The 15,473-nt window shown below is 68.3% G+C and carries 17 protein-coding genes; 6 read left to right on the top strand and 11 right to left on the bottom strand.

Annotation, left to right across the window (positions count from 1 at the left end; all coding sequences use genetic code 11):
- Nucleotides 1-44: 44 nt before the first annotated feature.
- Entirely contained in the window at nucleotides 45-509 is a 465-nt protein-coding gene (locus ACWF0M_RS14515) for a GNAT family N-acetyltransferase (protein WP_452236133.1), read from the bottom strand.
- Between the two features lie 412 nt (nucleotides 510-921).
- Between ACWF0M_RS14515 and ACWF0M_RS14510 the strand changes: the two genes are divergently transcribed.
- Nucleotides 922-1,338 (top strand): PaaI family thioesterase, encoded by a 417-nt coding sequence (locus ACWF0M_RS14510; protein ID WP_452236132.1) that lies wholly within the window; start codon nucleotides 922-924, stop codon nucleotides 1,336-1,338.
- Nucleotides 1,335-2,135, top strand: coding sequence for an NAD-dependent epimerase/dehydratase family protein (locus ACWF0M_RS14505; protein WP_452236131.1), 801 nt, complete (start codon nucleotides 1,335-1,337; stop codon nucleotides 2,133-2,135). Before ACWF0M_RS14510 ends, ACWF0M_RS14505 begins: the two co-directional genes overlap by 4 nt.
- A gap of 3 nt (nucleotides 2,136-2,138) precedes the next feature.
- On the opposite strand, the gene ACWF0M_RS14500 is transcribed toward ACWF0M_RS14505, so the two are convergent.
- Entirely contained in the window at nucleotides 2,139-2,438 is a 300-nt protein-coding gene (locus ACWF0M_RS14500) for a TFIIB-type zinc ribbon-containing protein (protein WP_452236130.1), read from the bottom strand.
- A gap of 63 nt (nucleotides 2,439-2,501) precedes the next feature.
- Complete coding sequence (locus tag ACWF0M_RS14495) at nucleotides 2,502-4,403, bottom strand: penicillin-binding transpeptidase domain-containing protein (protein ID WP_452236129.1); 1,902 nt, start codon at nucleotides 4,401-4,403, stop codon at nucleotides 2,502-2,504.
- Between the two features lie 222 nt (nucleotides 4,404-4,625).
- Here ACWF0M_RS14495 and ACWF0M_RS14490 point away from each other — a divergent pair, with 222 nt between their 5' ends.
- The gene (locus ACWF0M_RS14490; RefSeq protein ID WP_452236128.1) at nucleotides 4,626-4,955 is read left to right on the top strand and encodes an L-rhamnose mutarotase; all 330 of its coding nucleotides are present in this window, start codon (nucleotides 4,626-4,628) and stop codon (nucleotides 4,953-4,955) included.
- Nucleotides 4,956-5,036: 81 nt separating this feature from the next.
- Here the strand turns inward: ACWF0M_RS14490 and ACWF0M_RS14485 are convergent, their stop codons facing one another.
- The 5 genes from ACWF0M_RS14485 to ACWF0M_RS14465 all read right to left on the bottom strand — a co-directional run bounded on the left by ACWF0M_RS14485 (nucleotide 5,037) and on the right by ACWF0M_RS14465 (nucleotide 10,158).
- Nucleotides 5,037-5,738, bottom strand: a complete 702-nt coding sequence (locus tag ACWF0M_RS14485) for a pirin family protein (protein WP_452236127.1) — start codon at nucleotides 5,736-5,738, stop codon at nucleotides 5,037-5,039.
- A 5-nt stretch (nucleotides 5,739-5,743) separates the two neighbouring features.
- On the bottom strand, nucleotides 5,744-6,259 hold the full coding sequence (locus ACWF0M_RS14480) for a DinB family protein (RefSeq protein ID WP_452236126.1): 516 nt from the start codon (nucleotides 6,257-6,259) through the stop codon (nucleotides 5,744-5,746).
- A 117-nt stretch (nucleotides 6,260-6,376) separates the two neighbouring features.
- Complete coding sequence (locus ACWF0M_RS14475) at nucleotides 6,377-7,780, bottom strand: S1C family serine protease (RefSeq protein ID WP_452236125.1); 1,404 nt, start codon at nucleotides 7,778-7,780, stop codon at nucleotides 6,377-6,379.
- A 90-nt stretch (nucleotides 7,781-7,870) separates the two neighbouring features.
- On the bottom strand, nucleotides 7,871-9,469 hold the full coding sequence (locus ACWF0M_RS14470) for a sensor histidine kinase (RefSeq protein WP_452236124.1): 1,599 nt from the start codon (nucleotides 9,467-9,469) through the stop codon (nucleotides 7,871-7,873).
- Nucleotides 9,466-10,158 carry a response regulator transcription factor gene (locus ACWF0M_RS14465; protein ID WP_452236123.1) on the bottom strand — a complete coding sequence of 231 codons (693 nt, stop codon included), beginning with the start codon at nucleotides 10,156-10,158 and terminating at the stop codon, nucleotides 9,466-9,468. The genes ACWF0M_RS14470 and ACWF0M_RS14465 overlap by 4 nt, the downstream gene beginning before the upstream one ends.
- Nucleotides 10,159-10,278: 120 nt before the next feature.
- Between ACWF0M_RS14465 and ACWF0M_RS14460 the strand changes: the two genes are divergently transcribed.
- Nucleotides 10,279-11,292: an acetamidase/formamidase family protein gene (locus ACWF0M_RS14460; RefSeq protein ID WP_452236122.1), complete on the top strand. Its 1,014-nt coding sequence runs from the start codon at nucleotides 10,279-10,281 to the stop codon at nucleotides 11,290-11,292.
- Here ACWF0M_RS14460 and ACWF0M_RS14455 read toward each other — a convergent pair.
- On the bottom strand, nucleotides 11,251-12,225 hold the full coding sequence (locus tag ACWF0M_RS14455) for a TIGR03560 family F420-dependent LLM class oxidoreductase (protein WP_452236121.1): 975 nt from the start codon (nucleotides 12,223-12,225) through the stop codon (nucleotides 11,251-11,253). The two genes, ACWF0M_RS14460 and ACWF0M_RS14455, sit on opposite strands and share 42 nt — an antisense overlap.
- Complete coding sequence (locus tag ACWF0M_RS14450) at nucleotides 12,222-13,118, bottom strand: DMT family transporter (protein WP_452236120.1); 897 nt, start codon at nucleotides 13,116-13,118, stop codon at nucleotides 12,222-12,224. The genes ACWF0M_RS14455 and ACWF0M_RS14450 overlap by 4 nt, the downstream gene beginning before the upstream one ends.
- Before the next feature lie 87 nt (nucleotides 13,119-13,205).
- On the opposite strand from ACWF0M_RS14450, the gene ACWF0M_RS14445 reads away from it, so the two are divergent.
- Both ACWF0M_RS14445 and ACWF0M_RS14440 read left to right on the top strand, forming a co-directional pair.
- A complete protein-coding gene (locus ACWF0M_RS14445; RefSeq protein ID WP_452236119.1) occupies nucleotides 13,206-13,649 on the top strand; it encodes an Lrp/AsnC family transcriptional regulator in 444 nt (147 codons plus the stop codon).
- Between the two features lie 77 nt (nucleotides 13,650-13,726).
- Complete coding sequence (locus ACWF0M_RS14440; protein ID WP_452236118.1) at nucleotides 13,727-14,938, top strand: pyrophosphate--fructose-6-phosphate 1-phosphotransferase; 1,212 nt, start codon at nucleotides 13,727-13,729, stop codon at nucleotides 14,936-14,938.
- A gap of 57 nt (nucleotides 14,939-14,995) precedes the next feature.
- On the opposite strand, the gene ACWF0M_RS14435 is transcribed toward ACWF0M_RS14440, so the two are convergent.
- The gene (locus ACWF0M_RS14435) at nucleotides 14,996-15,382 is read right to left on the bottom strand and encodes a phage holin family protein (RefSeq protein ID WP_452236117.1); all 387 of its coding nucleotides are present in this window, start codon (nucleotides 15,380-15,382) and stop codon (nucleotides 14,996-14,998) included.
- Nucleotides 15,383-15,473 lie beyond the last annotated feature (91 nt).

Here is a 15,473-nt window from a genome sequence, read left to right as displayed (position 1 = left end):
ACCGACCACGGTATGCCGGGACGGAAAGCGTCGTCCACCCGGTTTCAGAGGTCCTTGCGCATCTGCTGGGAGATCACGGTGTAGCCGAGCGAGTCGTAGAGCGCGATCGCCGCACCGTTGTCGCCGAAGACGTTCAGGTCCAGTTGGGTGTGGCCGAGGCGACGGCACTCTTCCTCGGCGGCCAGCATGATCGCCCGGCCGTAGCCCTTGCCGCGGTGGGCGTGGTCGACCTCGATGCCGTAGATGAACGGCACCTTCGACTTGATGCTGATCCACAGGCTGCCGACCGGGTCGTCGTCCGCGACCGCGATCCAGATCAGTTGCTGATCGGTGGCCGGTCCCTCGGGCAGGAGATTCTCGGTCTGCTCGTACGCGAATGCGAGCGCCTCATCCGGGGTCATTCCGCGGGCAGGTCCGACGCCGGCCGCGAACGACGCGGCGGCGCGCTCCATCCAGTTCGGGTACTCGTTGTCAGTGATCGGGCGCAGGAGCACCGGCGGCGTGGTCACGAGGCCGACGATATCCCGCTCTTCTGTCCGGTGTGTGGATGATGGTCGCCCCAAGCGGGGACTTGGGACAGGTCGTGGGGGGCTTGGACACGCTATTCGCTGTTCGCAGTACCTGGAAGGTGTCGCCGTCCCCGGCAACCGGCCGACCGCGCTCACGGGTAGCCGGAGTCCGCCGGGAAACTGCAGCTCGACGACCGGGGCGACCGGGGACGCTGGCTGGTCACTTCAGGTGGGTAGCAACCCCCAGACCTGGCCACCGTTAGCCATACCGACCTACACATCCAACACACAGAGAAACGGATATCCCCTCGCGTTGGGGGTTCTCTGCTGGTGTGCGAGGGGAGAACCCACAACACGAAGGGATATCCACTCCCGTGCGACGGCTCGCCGAGTCGCCGGATATCGTGCGCAGGTGGCGGATTTGACGTTAGAGGTGGCTCAGAAGCTGTTGGCGGCGCAGCCGTTCAGCGTGCTGGTCGGGGCGCGGGTGACCGCGTTCGGCGACGGCGGCGCGACGCTCGAGCTGGACATCCGGCCGGACCTTCTGCAGCAGAACGGTTTCCTGCACGGCGGCGTACTCAGTTATGCGGCCGACAACGCCCTCACGTTCGCCGGTGGTACGGCGCTAGGCCCCGAGGTACTGACCGGTGGGTTCACGATCAGTTACCTCCGCCCGGCCCGGGGCGCGCTGCTCCGGGCCGAGGCGAAGGTTGCCCACTCGAGCAAAAGACAGGCGACCTGCACGTGTGAGCTCACGACGCTCGACGACGCGGGTACGACGACCCTGTGCGCCATCGCCCAGGGCACCGTTGTCGGGCTGAGCCGATGACGGCGCGTGTGCTCGTCACGGGAGCGAGCGGGTATGTCGGTTCGCGGCTGACGTCGTACCTGCGATCGGCCGGATGTTCGGTGATCGCGTTCGGTCGATCTCCGTCCGGCGACGCCGACATCAACAGGACGGGAAGCTTCACCAGCGCCACCGACCTTGCGCTGCTCGACGACCTGCGCATCGACGTCGTCGTCCACCTGGCCGGAGTCACCGGCGCGGCGACCGAGGCGGACGCCGTGGGTGTCAACGTGGAGGGGACCCGGTTGCTGCTCCGGACCATGATCGACCGGGGTGTGCGGAGGTTCGTGGTGGCGAGCTCGATCGCGGCCGCGGGCTGCCTCACCGAAGGTTTCCTGCCGCGGGAGCTGCCGATTCCCGCCGACCATCCGTGCCTGTCCGCGAACCCGTACGGATTCTCCAAGTACGTCGTCGAGGAGCTGGCCCGGTACCTGGCCCGCACCGACGACACCTTGGAACTGGACCTCTTCCGGCTCGGTGTGGTCGTCGACGACCCGAACCATCAGGTGGAGCTGTCCGCCGTGCATCTCCCGTTCTGTCAATTGGGCACGGTCCCGATCGGCACGGTTGCCGAACGACTGACCCGCGCCGTCGTGGCTCCTCGGGGACCCGGCGCCCGCGTCGAGAACCTCGTGTCACCTGAGATCCCGTCCCGCTATCCGACCATCGAGACGCTGACGGCTGTGCTCGGGGAACGGGTCGGCGACCTGGACCTGAGTGCCTACCGCCGCCCCGGGTACGAGCGGGCCGGTCTCTGGGCCGTGCCCGAGAGCACCTGACCGTCAGTCGAAGAGGTCTTCGAGGAACGACTTCTTTTTCTTCTTGTGCTGGTTCCCGTACCGCGGGTCGTACCGCCGATCGTCGTCATAGCGCCGGCCGTCGTCGTACCGCTTCTTCTCCTCGTACCGAGGTTGCTGTTGCTGCGGCGGGTTGTTGAACTGCGCCTCGGCGTCGACGAGCCGCTCGAGCTCGCCCCGGTCGAGGAAGATCCCGCGGCAGTCACCGCACTGGTCGACGGTGATCCCGCTGCGCTCGTACGTCCGCATCGCGCCGCGGCACTTAGGGCAAACCATGCTCTCCATCCGGCAACCCTAAGTGACGAAATCCCCGTCACAGCGCGCTTTCAGCGAACTTTCAGGAAGTCCTCATTTGAAGGTACCAAGGAAGTTCTTCAGGATCGGGCCGGCGGTGTGCGAGCCGGACTGGCCGCCTTCGACGATGACCGCGAACGCCACGTCACCGCGGTAGCCGGCCATCCACGCGTTGGTGGTCACCTTGCCCTTCACGACGACCTCGGCGGTACCGGTCTTGGCGGCGACCGCGCCGTTCCCGGCGAGCACCTTCCCGGTACCGCCGGTGACCGTGGTCCGCATGAACGTCCGCAGCGCCGCGACAGTTGCCGCAGGCAACGGGGAGGCGGCCGCGCCGGCGGCGTCCTTGCCCGGCACGAGCACCGGCTTCATCGCCGTACCGTGGTCGACCGTCGCGGCGACCAGCGCGATCGCCAGCGGGCTCGCGGTGACCGTGCCCTGACCGATCATCGACGCGGCCTCTTCGACGTCGTCCTTCGGCGCCGGCACCTGGCCGCCGTACGCCGACAGCGACAGGTTGAGGTCCCGCCCGATGCCGAACATCGCCGCGGCCTTCGTCATCCCGTCCTTCGGCAGCCGCGCGTGCTGCGAGATGAACGCGGTGTTGCAGGACTGGTTGAACGCCTGCTGCATCGTGCCGTTGCCATACGCCGTCAGCGCGTCGTAGTTCTTGAACGTCTTGCCGAACACGTTGATCGTGTCGGTGCACGGCAACGGCGTCGCGGCCGTCAGCCCACTGCCCAGCAGTGCCGCGGAGGTGACGATCTTGAACGTCGAGCCCGGCGCGTACCGGCCCTGGAAGGCGCGGTTGTAGCTGGCCACCTGCGGCCCGTTCGCCGCGGCGAGGATCTGCCCGGTCGACGCCTGGACGGCCACCAGTGACGCCGGCAGTTTGCTGGTCGCCAGCGCGGCCTCGGCAGCCTTCTGCAGGTTCGTGTCGAGGGTGGTCTTCACCGGCTGGCCGGCGGTGCCCTTCTGGGTGAAGACGGTCTTGAGCGTCAGCTTGGTTTTGCCGTCCCGCAACGCGACCGTGCCGCCCGGCGTACCGGCGAGCTGCTGCTGGAACGCGTACTGCAGGCCGGTCGTGCCGACCTGGTCCTGCGCCGACGCGGTCGGGCCGGCGTTCTTCAGGGTCTCGTCGGTCGCGGTCTTCATGGTGCCGATGAGCGACCGGGCGAACGTCGAGGTCGGCGGCAGCGACTGCGTGCCGCCCATCGTGAGCACCCCGGGCAGCTTGCTCATCGTCGGCCGGAGCGCTTCCCACTCCTCGGCCCGGATCGTGATCGCGTCCACGAACTGCCCGGCCGGGGCGGCCTTCGCCCGCGCGGCGAGCTTGGTGCCGTCGACGTCGAGGTACTTCGTGAACGCGGCGTACGTCGCTGCCGTCGCCTTGGTGCCCGCCGCGACGCCGACGATCACGACCGGCCGGTTCGCGGTCAGGGCGACGCCGTTGCGGTCCAGGATCGAGGCCCGGGCCGGCAGCGCCCGGACCCGCTTGAGGTAGTTGGTGTCGCCGAGACCGGGGTAGATCGTGTCGCCCGACGCCTTGACCTTCCACGTGTCGCCGGTCTTCACCGCGGTCGCCGTACTGGTCCACTTCATCGCGCCGATGCCGCGCAACTGCGCCTCGACGGCCAGATCCTGGGTGCAGCTGGCGTCGGCGCACTTCGGGTCGCCCTGCGGGGTGACCGTCACGGTGCTCGCGACCAGCGCGCTGTCGACGTCGTCGAGCCGCTTCGCGAACACCGTCGGGTTGTCGGTGAGCGCCCCGGCCGCGTCCGGCTTGCCGTCCGGCGCCCACGCCTTCACCCAGGCGTCGGCGAACTGCTTGATGACCGCGCCGGATGCCTTCTGCTCGTCACTCCCGGACTTACCTCCGCCGCCGGACTTGCTGTCCGAACAACCAGCGGTGATCAGCAGACTACTCAGGCAGACGATCGCAGTGGTTCGCTTCACAATCCCAACTCTCGCACGACGACGGATGGACACCGGGGCACAGTCTTCGGCGTGTGGCTACCTCGGAAACCTACTCAACTCACCCAAGTAGGACGCGCGCACCCGCTCGCGAGTTGGCGTCAGAGGGCCGGTGAATCGGTACCGAGACGTTGCGCGAATCGGCGTACCCGGATTCTGGAACCGCGTTCCAGAGGCGCGGCGCCGGGCGTATTCTGCTCCTTTGTGACCCGCCTTGCGCTGCACAGCCGCCTGATTCCCGGTACCGAAGAGGCCTACGAGATCGAGCACGCTCGCGTCTGGCCGGAGCTGATCACCGCGATGCACACCGCCGGGATCAGCGACTGGTCGATCTGGCGCAGCGGCCGCGACCTCTTCCATCTGGTGGAGGCCGACGACTTCGAGGCCGCGGTCGCGTACCTGCGCAACGACCCGACCGACCAGCGCTGGCAACAGCACATGAGCCAGTTCGTCGAGGGCTTCGCCGAGAACCCGGAGGGCGTAGCCGGCCAGTCGCTGCGCCACGTGTGGACGATGAGCGAGCAGGCCGACTAGGCGCACCTGCATGCAGGCAGAACCCGCCTAATCGGGCCAAAATGCGTCCTGGCGAGGGGTTCTGCCTGCGTGGCGGTTCGCTTACCCGTGCATCTCCCAGACGAGAACCTCGGCGCCGGACGAGCCCGCGGTCAGGCGTTCGCCGTCCGAGCCGTTCAGTCGTACGGCGTCCGCGGTACCGAGCTCGCCAGCGCCTTCGAGGGTCGCCGTACCCGTCGCGACGAAGAGATGCAGGTACGCCGCCGCGGGCAACCTGGTCGTGCCGCCCGGGGCGAGGCGGGCGACCGACATCCCGGCGGCGGACTGGTTGAGGTGGATGGCGGTCGACGACGCGTGCTTGGCGAGACCGGACGCGACCGGGACGAGCTCGCCTGTACTGAGGTCGAGCTCGGTCTGCTCGTACGACGGGGGAAGGTCGAGGCGATCGGGGCGGACCCACATCTGGACGTAGTGCACCGGATCCGCGCCGTCGTTCCACTCCGAGTGCTGGATGCCGGTGCCGGCGGTCATCCGCTGCGCGAGTCCCGGATGCACCTCGCCGCTGTTCCCCTGCGAGTCCCGGTGCGCCAGCGCGCCCCGGAGTACCCAGGTGACGATCTCCAGGTCCTGGTGTGGATGCGTCGCAAACCCGGTGCCGGGGGCAACTGTCTCGTCGTTGTGCGCGAGCAGGAACCCGAACCCGACGTTCGCCGGGTCGTAGTGCGGCCCGAACGAGAACGAATGCCGCGAGTCCAGCCACTCGTTCGCGGTCCGGAACCGCTCGTCCGCGCGATGGATCTCCACAGGCTCTAGTAGTACCCCTTGTTGCCGTCCAGTAGTTCCCGCATCGCGTCGAGGTGGCCGACGTGGCGCGCGGTCTCCTCGACCATGTGGATCAGCATCCACCGCAGCGTGGCCTGGGCCGACTTGAAGTCGGGGTGTTTCCCGATGTCGTCGAGCGAGTGCGCCGCGACGATCTCGTTCGACTCAGCGCACTGCGCCTCGAACTCGTCCAGCAGCTTCGCCAGCGGTACGCCGGTCACGCGCATGTCGGCGTCCTCGGGCTCCTCCTGGAACTGCGGGTTGTCCGCGTACGACTCGCCCAGGAACAGCACGTTGAACCAGCAGTGCTCGGTCCACCGCATGTGTGACACCAGCCCGGCCGGCGTCATCAACGGGGAGTCCGGCAGCACCGACCGGTACTCGTCGGCTTCGGCCAGCCCTTCCAGCTTCCAGCGCACCAACGCCCGCTGCTGGTCCAGCCAGCCCACCAACTGCGTCCGCTCATCCGCAACCAGGGGCGGCCGCTCCCGCGAAAGTGTCATGGCGGGACGGTAGCCAATCGGCCCCGCCGGCGCAGCGCATTAACAACGGAGCGCATCAAAAAACGGACTGCGCCGCTCGGTGGGCGGCGCAGTCCGGTCTAGTGAGTAGACGTCCGGTCAGCCGGTCGGGTTCCCGTTGTCGGAGCCGAGAGTGGCCTTGATGGACTGGGGCTTGCCGTTGCGGGTGACGGTGAGCGTCACCTGATCGCCCGGGCGGTGCGAACGGACCGCGGCGACCAACGCGTCCCCTGACGCGATCGCCTTACCGTCTACAGCGGTGACAATGTCACCCGACTGCAGACCGGCCTTGTCCGCCGCACCGCCGGACGTAACCTCGCCGAGGCGCGCTCCGTTCGTGAGCCCGTCGGAGGACTGCGCGTCGCCGACCGTCACACCGAGCCGCGCATGCGTGGCCTTGCCCTTGGCCACCAGCTCGTCGATGATCGGCTTGGCCTGGTCGATCGGGATCGCGAACCCCAGGCCGATGTTTCCGCCTTCGGATTGTCCCGATCCGCCGGCGGTTTTGATCGCGCTGTTGATACCGACCACCTGGCCGGCGAGGTCGATGAGGGCGCCGCCGGAGTTGCCCGGATTGATCGCGGCGTCCGTCTGGATTGCTGGGAAGACCGTCGTACTGTCCTGCTGCGTGTCGCCGGACGTCACCGGGCGGTTCAGCGCCGAGACGATTCCGCTGGTCACGGTCGCTTCCAGGCCGAACGGCGAGCCGATCGCCACCACGCCCTGCCCGACCGCGAGCTTGCCGCTCTGGCCGAGGGTGGCCGGTGTCAGGTCGGTCGCGTTCGCGTGGATCACCGCGAGGTCCGTGAGCGGGTCGGTGCCCTTGACGGTGGCCGAGACCGTGCGGCCGTCGTTCAGCATCACGGAGATCGTCGCGCCCTGCCCGGCGCCGGCGACCACGTGGTTGTTGGTGACGATCAGGCCGTCCTTGCTGATCACGATGCCGGATCCGGTCGCCTCGCCCTGCGAGGTCGCGACCGCGATCTTCACCACGCTCGGCAAGACCTTCGCGGCGGCGCTCTGCACCGAGCCGTCCGGCGCCGACACGGGCGCCGCCTGGTTGCCGTTCAGCGGGGAGGTCACCGACGGGGTGTTCGCGGTGTGGTCGCTGGTCGCCGAGTAGACGGCTGCGCCGCCGACACCGCTCGCGGCGCCGACCAGTAGCGCGGTCAGCGCCACCGCGGCCAGCCCTGCCCGGCGCTTCGGCTTCACCGCGGTTGCGGTCGCCGGCTGCGGCCCGACGGGCCAGTTCGGGCCCGGAGACGTCCCCTGATGCGTCCCCGGCGCCCCGAACTGCGGATAAGTACTCCCACCTGCGGGGTACTCTCCCGGCCGCTGCCCTTGCGGCCCCGAGTCCAGCCGCGGCTGCCCACCCTGCGGCGCAGACTGCTGCTGCTGATGCTGCCCGTACATCGGCAGCTGCTGCGTCCGCTCCGGCCCCTGCGGTCCCTGTGCGTTCTGGCCGGGCTGGTTCTGCGGCTGCTGCGGCTGGTTCTCGGTCATGGCAAGTACTTTGTCGGCCGGACCTGAGAGGGCCCTGAAGATCCCCTCGGAGCGACCGAAGAACTCTGTGAAGATCCCCTGAAGAACCTGTTAGCGCGTTTGGGTCGCGGCGTGCGGCAGCCACAAGGTGAACTGCGCGCCCGCGCCCGGCACGTTGCGGGCGTAGATCATCCCGCCGTGTTGCTCAGCTGCGTGCTTCACGATCGCCAGGCCCAGGCCCGATCCAGGACGGCTGCGGGCCTCGCTGGAGCGGTAGAAGCGATCGAACACGTGGGGCAGGTCTGCCTCGGCGATCCCGGGCCCGGAGTCGGTCACAGTCAGTACGCCGTCCAGCAGCCGGACCGTCACGTGTCCGATGGGCTGTCCGTCGCTGCGCTGCGCCGTACCTTCAGGAACGCTGTACTTCGCCGCGTTGTCGAGCAGGTTCATGACAGCGCGTCCGAGCAGCCGCTCGTCACCCCAGACCGGGAACGGCGTGAGCTGGACGTCCCACTCCAGCCCGGGCGCGCGTCGCCGTACCTTGATGACCGCGTCCTCGACCACGTTGGACAGCTCGATCAGTTCCGCGTTCCGCACCTGAGGTGTGTCGCGGGCCAGCTCGGTCAGGTCGCCGATCAGCTGCGTCAGTTCGTCCATCTGGGCTCGTACGTCGTCCAGCAGTTGCTGCCTGTCTTCGGGCCGGAGGCCGCCGCGCTTGTCCGCCTGGGCGAGCAGATCGAGGTTCGTGCGGACGCTGGTGAGCGGCGTACGCAGCTCGTGGCCCGCGTCGCCGACGAGCCGGCGCTGCCGGTCGCGGGACTGTGCGAGCGCGCCGAGCATCGCGTTGAACGCCATCGCCAGCCGGGAGATCTCATCGGTGCCGGCCACCGGAATCGGCTTCAGGTCCTCGGTCCGCGCGACGTGCTCCGCAGCTCCCGTCAGCCGCGCCAACGGCCGCAGACCGGACCGTGCGACGGCGTTGCCGGCGAGCGCTGCGCCGATCACACCGATCAGCCCGAACGCCCACAGCACGATCCCCAGGTTGTGAAGCGTCTGGTCGATCGGCCCCAACGACTGCGCCACAACCAGCGCGCCCGGCTGGAACAGGCCGGGTTCGTAGTCGCACGGCGTGCGAACCGGGCAGAACCGAGCGGGTACGGCGACGACGCGGAAATGCGAGCCGCCGTTGCGTATGCCGACTGTTCGCAGGCTGGCCTGGTCGCCCTGGTTCTGGGCGATCTGGAGCTCGTCGTCGCCCATCGGCGGCAGCGGACTGTTCACCGGTGCGTACTTGTCGCCGTTTGCGCTCAGTACGCCGACGCGGATGTCGCTGAGGCCGAACGCGTCGGCGGAGGCCTTCTGCAGGTTGTCGAGGTTGGTCAGGACGCCCTTCTGCGCTGCCTGCCCGGCCCGCTGGATCAGGCTGTCGTCCAGGTTCTGGTACATCTGCTGGCGCACGGTGATGTACGCCGCGACGCTGACGATCGCCACCGCGAGGCCGACCGCGACCGCCGCGAGCAGTGTCACGCGGGCATGCAGCGTGAGCTTGTGGAGCGTCTCGTTCCACCAGGTCTGGGTCCGGGCAGCGGTCGCCGCCACGCGATTGCCGTTGCTACTGGCAGCGGGCCGCGCGGAGTGCGTCGGCTGCTGCTGCGATTGCTGCGGACGGTCGGCGTACGAGGGGAACTGCTCGGGGTGTTGCTCACTCACGGCGGAGTGTCCCTCAGCACGTACCCGATGCCGCGCACGGTGTGGATCAGCCGAGGCAGACCGTTGACCTCGGTCTTACGGCGCAGATAGCCGACGTAGACCTCGAGCGAGTTCGCCGTGGTGGGGAAGTCGTAGCCCCAGACCGCGTCCAGGATGACCGCGCGCTCCAGCACCCGGCGCGGGTTGCGGATCAGCAATTCGAGCAGCGAGAACTCGGTCCGGGTGAGCTGGATCGCCACGTCGCCGCGGTGCACCTCGTGCGCGTCGACGTCGACCACGAGGTCGGTGTACTGCAGCACCTCGCCGCGCTGGCCGCCCTCTCCGGGGGTGCTGCTGCGGCGCAGCAGTGCACGCAGCCGGGCCAGCAGCTCCTCCAGCGCGAAGGGCTTGGTCAGGTAGTCGTCGCCGCCGGCGTCCAGGCCGTCCACCCGGTCCGCGACCGCGTCCCGCGCGGTCAGCACCAGGATCGGCACATTGTTGCCCGCGGCCCGCAAGGCCTTGGTGGTCTCGAGCCCGTCGAGGCGCGGCATCATCACGTCCATCACCACGACGTCCGGCTCGACGTTGCCGATCACCGCGAGCGCCTCGGCGCCGTCGGACGCGGTCACCACCTCGAAGTCGTTGAACTCCAGCGAACGGCGCAACGAGTCCCGGACCGCCCGGTCGTCGTCCACCACCAGTACCCGCATCGTCTTGCCCCGCTCCGCTCGAAGTTCCGCTCAGCCGAGAGTAGGTCGCTTCTTTGAGAATCGCCTGAGAACCCGCTGATCGCTCGCACAACACCTCCTGCACACCTTAAGTTGCCATCCGTGGACGTCATCGAATTCACGCCCGAGCCCGCCGACTTCGCCTGGACCTTCGGCGGAGCCCCTCCGGTACGCCGGGTCAAGCCCGGCGCCGCGCTCCGCCTGTGGACCGAGGACGCGTTCGCCGGGAGCCTGCGCAGTACGACGGACCTCGCGAGCGCCTCGCTGACGATGCCGTTCGTGAACCCGCAGACCGGGCCGTTCTACGTCGAGGGCGCCGAGCCGGGCGACACGCTGGTCCTGCACTTCGTCGAGCTGACCCCGGCCCGGAGCTGGGGTGCATCGGCGACGATCCCGTTCTTCGGTGGTCTGACCAGCACCGACCGGACCGCGACGCTGCAGGATCCGCTGCCGGAGCGGACCTGGATCTACGAGGTGGATACGGCGAACCAGACCGTCGGGTTCCAAGCGCAGGGGAGTGCCCTGGAGATCGCGCTGCCGCTCGAGCCGATGCTCGGCACGGTCGGGGTGGCGCCGGCCGCCGGTGAGGTTCGCTCGGCGCTGGTGCCGGACATGTTCGGCGGCAACATGGACACGCCGGAGATGCGGGCCGGGACTACCTGCTACCTGAACGTGAACGTCGAGGGCGCACTGTTCTCGGTCGGCGACGGGCACTACCGGCAGGGCGAGGGCGAGTCCTGCGGCACCGCGGTCGAGGGCGCGATGAACGTCGTACTGATCGTCGACCTGCTCAAGACGCCCGGGCCGGTCTGGCCGCGGCTGGAGAACGACGAGTACCTGGCCGTGGTCGGGTCGAGCCGGCCGCTCGAGGACGCGTGGCGGGCCGGTCAGGTCGATATGGTCCGTTGGCTCAGTGACCTGTACGGACTGGACAAGCTGGACGCGTACCAGCTGCTCAGCCAGGTCAGCGAGGTCCCGCTGGCGAACGTGGTCGACGCCAACTACAGCGTGGTCACCAAGATCCCGAAGCGCCTGCTCCCGCAAGTGACGGCGTACGACGGCCTCCACCGGCACCTAGCTGAACTGGGGCACGACCTCCTCGGCGAACCGCTCTAGTGGCTCGTGGTCGTAGGCGACGCCGGGGATGTACGAGATCACGTAGTCGATCCCTGCCTCCGCCAGCTGCTCCACGTGTTCGCTCAACTGCTTCGTCGTGACCACCTCTGCCAGTACGTGGGATGTCCCGCCGGAGCCGATCTCCAGGAACTCCTCCAGGCTGTACCGTCCACGTGCCCTGGCCGTCGCGGCCACCGGGTCAGCGCCGTCCTCGATCGGGAAGACGTTCAGACTGGTCGACTTGATGATCTCGTCGTAGTCGCGGCCAATCTCCTCGCAGTGCTTCCGGAGGATCGCCAGCTTCTGTTCGATGACGTCGACCCGGCCGGTGCCGAAGTTGCACGCGTCGCCGTACATTGCAACTAGTCGCAATGTAACGCGTTCACCCCCGCCACCGATCCAGAGCTTGGGCTTGCGCCGCGGGACGACGTACGGCTTGTCGACCGAGTGGTACTGCCCCTGGAACACCACGTCGTCCTCGGTCCACAGCCGGTGCAATAGCTCGACCGCCTCGACGAACGAGCCCATCCGCTCCTTCTGGCTCGTCCACGGGTAGCCGTACGCCTTCCACTCGCGCTCCGACCAGCCGGCACCGATTCCGGCGTACATGCGGCCGTGGCTGGCGACATCGACGGTGGCAGCCATCTTGGCGAGCAGGGCCGGGTTGCGGTACCCGTTGCAGCCGACCAGCTGACCTAGGTTCACCCGCGACGTGTCACGCGCCAGCGCGGCCGTGGTCGTCCACATCTCGAAGACAGTCTCCCGGACCGGCTCCGGGACGGTGTGGAAGTGGTCGAAGAGCCAGATCGAGTCCCACGGACCTGCGTCGGCTGCCTTGGCTACAGCGGTCATGGCTTCCCACTGCTCGACTGGGTCCGCCAGCTCCACCAGATCCATCCGCCAGCCTTGAGGAACGAACACACCGAACTTCATGCAGTCCTCCTCGAGATAGCGACTCCGGCCAGGCACAGAGCACCACCGGCCAACGCCAGCACGGTGGGAGCCTCACCGAGGAGCAGCCAGCCCAGTACGATCGCGACCACCGGCACGGCGTACACGGTGACCCCCATCCGGCCAGCACTCGTACGGCGGAGCGCAAAGGCCCACGTGGTGAAGCCGAGCGCGGTCGGGAACGCCGCCAGGTACACGATCCACCAGATGGTCCCCGCGTCGGCGGAGCGGACTTCGTCGACCAGAGTGGGCGCGAACGGCAGGCACACGACCGCACCGATCGTGCAGGCGAGCCAGGTGACCTCAGCAGCCGGCAGACGGCTCAGGAGAGGCTTCTGGGTGACCACGCCGACGGCGTACGAGATCGCGGCGACTACGCAGAGCACAACGCCCCACGTCTCGGCGCGGCCGCTCGAGGTCGACGTACCGATCACGACGATGCCGGCCAACGCGACCAGGCCGCCGATCACCAGCTGCCGTGGGAAGCCCTCACCGAGACCGACTCCGGCGAGTACGGCGATCAGCAGCGGGGCGATGTGCACGAGCATGGCCGCCGTACCGGCATCGAGCCGCCGCTCGGCCTCGTTGAGCGCCACGTTGTAGACGCCGAACCACAGCACGCCACATGCGATCAGCGGCAGCCAGTCGCGTCGCGTCGGCCATCGACGTACGGCGGGCCGTGGTCGCCTCAGCAGGAGGACGCCGAGGAAGATGCTGCCCAGCCCGAGCCGGGCCAGCGACAGGGCGCCGGCGGAGATCTCGGTGCCGACATGCCGGATCGCGACGAACGACGACGCCCACAGGACGACCGTGACGGCGGCGGCGACGGCCGCGAGCCGACCGGCCCGCGGCGGAGCTTCGGTAAGGGTTGTCACTCTCACTACAGTAGGAATGAGGTCTGCGAAGATCCATGGCGGATCGGAGCCTAGGAGGCGGTTTTGCTTACCGAAACGAGAAGTCCCGTGCTGGATGAGCTCAACACCCGGATCCTGACTGAGCTCACAGCCGATCCCCGGTTACGGACCACCGAGCTCGCTCGCCGGCTGGGTGTGTCGACGCCGACGGTGCGCGAGCGGGTCGCGCGGCTGGAGGAGTCCGGCGTGATCCGCGGGTACCGCATCGACATCGACCCGGCCGCGCTCGGCCGTCCGGTCGCCGCGTGGGTGCGGCTCCGCCCCGGCCCCAACCAGATCCCGAAGATCATCGAGCTGGCCGGCCGTACGCCGGAGGTCGTCGAGTGTCACCGGATCTCCGGCGAGGACTGCTTCCTGATGCGCGTCCAGGTCGCCGAGATCGCCGCACTGGAGGACGTGCTGGACAAGTTCCTGGTGCACGGCCAGACCACCAGTTCGTTCGTCGTCTCCACCCCGGTGCCGCCGCGGAGCGTGCCGTTGTCCGCTGGGTGAACCCCAACCACCTCCGGGAGTGGTCTGCATCACTAGTCTGTAGCCGACTTCAGTGACCGTTGGAAGGACCTTGACCCATGGCTGCCGACAAGTCTGTCCGCAGAGTTGCCCTGCTCACCGCCGGCGGGCTCGCACCCTGCCTGTCGTCCGCCGTCGGCGGGCTGATCGAGCGCTACACGGACGTGGCGCCCGACGTGGAGATCATCGCCTACCTGAACGGGTACCACGGCCTGCTGAGCGGCCGGTTCCTCACTGTGACGCCGGAGGTGCGGGAGAAGGCCTCCGTGCTGCACAAGTTCGGCGGCAGCCCGATCGGCAACAGCCGGGTGAAGCTGACCAACACCGCGGACCTGGTGAAGCGCGGTCTGATCCAGGACGGGCAGAACGCCCTCCAGGTCGCGGCCGAGCGGCTCGTCGCGGACGGCGTCGACGTACTGCACACCCTCGGCGGTGACGACACCAACACCACGGCCGCCGACCTCGCGGCGTACCTGCACGAGCACGACTACGACCTGACCGTGGTCGGCCTGCCGAAGACCATCGACAACGACGTGATCCCGATCCGGCAGAGCCTGGGCGCGTGGACCGCCGCCGAGCAGGGCGCGCTGTTCGCCCGCAACATCATCGCCGAGCACAGCTCGAACCCGCGGATGCTGATCGTCCACGAGGTGATGGGGCGGAACTGCGGATGGTTGACCGCGGCAACGGCTCAGGCGTACCAGCAGTGGGTCGACGAGCAGGAGTGGAACCCGGGCATCGGCCTGGACAAGGCCGGCTGGTCGGTGCACGCCGTGTACGTGCCGGAGGCAACGATCGACCTGGACGCCGAGGCGGAGCGGCTGCGGAAGGTCATGGACGAGGAGGACTGCGTCAACATCTTCCTGTCCGAGGGCGCCGGTGTGCCGTCGATCGTGGCCGAGCTGGAGGCCCGTGGCGAGGATGTCCCGCGAGACCCGTTCGGGCACGTCAAGCTGGACACGATCAACCCGGGCGCCTGGTTCGCGAAGCAGTTCGCCGAGCGGATCGGTGCGGAGAAGACGATGGTGCAGAAGAGCGGGTACTTCAGCCGCTCGGCCGCGGCAGGAGACCGCGACCTCGCGCTGATCAAGGAGTGCACCGACTACGCGGTCGACGCAGGCCTGCGCGGTGAGTCCGGCGTCGTCGGCCACGACGAGGAGCGCGGCGACGAACTGCGCGCGATCGAGTTCCCGCGGATCGCCGGCGGCAAGGAGTTCGACCCGACCGCCGACTGGTTCGTGAACCTCAAGTCGGAGATCGGTCAGTCCTGACCACATTTGGCTGGTGAACCCAGCAAACTGCGGGCTGCCGCGGCGGGGGCGGGAGGGTTAGTGCACTTCGGCCTTGTCCGGTAGCACCGCGTTGAGGATCATGCCGACGACGCTGATGATCAGGGCGCCGAAGAGTGCGGACCAGAAGCCGTCGACGTGGAACTGGACGTCGAGCTTGCCGGTGATCCAGGACGTCAGCAGGAGCATCGCCGCGTTGATCACGAAGGTCAGCAGACCCAGGGTGAGGATCAGCAGCGGGAAGGACAGCACCTTCACCACGGGCTTCACGATCGCGTTCACGATGCCGAAGATCGCGGCGACGATCAGCAGCGTCAGCACGCGCTTGCCGGTGGTCGCGCCCTGCAGGGTGATTCCGGAGACGAGCCAGCTCGCCGCCGCCAACGCGATCGCGTTGACCAGCAACCTGATGATCAAGTTCTTCATGCACCAGATCCTCCCACCCGACGGGTAACACCACTCCCTGTACGCGCCCTGATCCAACCCTGACTCTTGACAGCGAAAATGACCAAGTGAT

The organism is Kribbella sp. NPDC055110, assembly GCF_053607525.1.
This window is presented reverse-complemented; position numbering and strand designations above follow the sequence as displayed.

Coding starts and splice junctions, on each gene's coding strand:
- ACWF0M_RS14455 (WP_452236121.1), bottom strand. CDS start 12,225: ATGAAGTTCGGTGTGTTCGTTCCTCAAGGCTGGCGGATGGATCTGGTG.
- ACWF0M_RS14500 (WP_452236130.1), bottom strand. CDS start 2,438: ATGGAGAGCATGGTTTGCCCTAAGTGCCGCGGCGCGATGCGGACGTAC.
- ACWF0M_RS14435 (WP_452236117.1), bottom strand. CDS start 15,382: ATGAAGAACTTGATCATCAGGTTGCTGGTCAACGCGATCGCGTTGGCG.
- ACWF0M_RS14465 (WP_452236123.1), bottom strand. CDS start 10,158: ATGCGGGTACTGGTGGTGGACGACGACCGGGCGGTCCGGGACTCGTTG.
- ACWF0M_RS14505 (WP_452236131.1), top strand. CDS start 1,335: ATGACGGCGCGTGTGCTCGTCACGGGAGCGAGCGGGTATGTCGGTTCG.
- ACWF0M_RS14480 (WP_452236126.1), bottom strand. CDS start 6,259: ATGACACTTTCGCGGGAGCGGCCGCCCCTGGTTGCGGATGAGCGGACG.
- ACWF0M_RS14440 (WP_452236118.1), top strand. CDS start 13,727: ATGGCTGCCGACAAGTCTGTCCGCAGAGTTGCCCTGCTCACCGCCGGC.
- ACWF0M_RS14475 (WP_452236125.1), bottom strand. CDS start 7,780: ATGACCGAGAACCAGCCGCAGCAGCCGCAGAACCAGCCCGGCCAGAAC.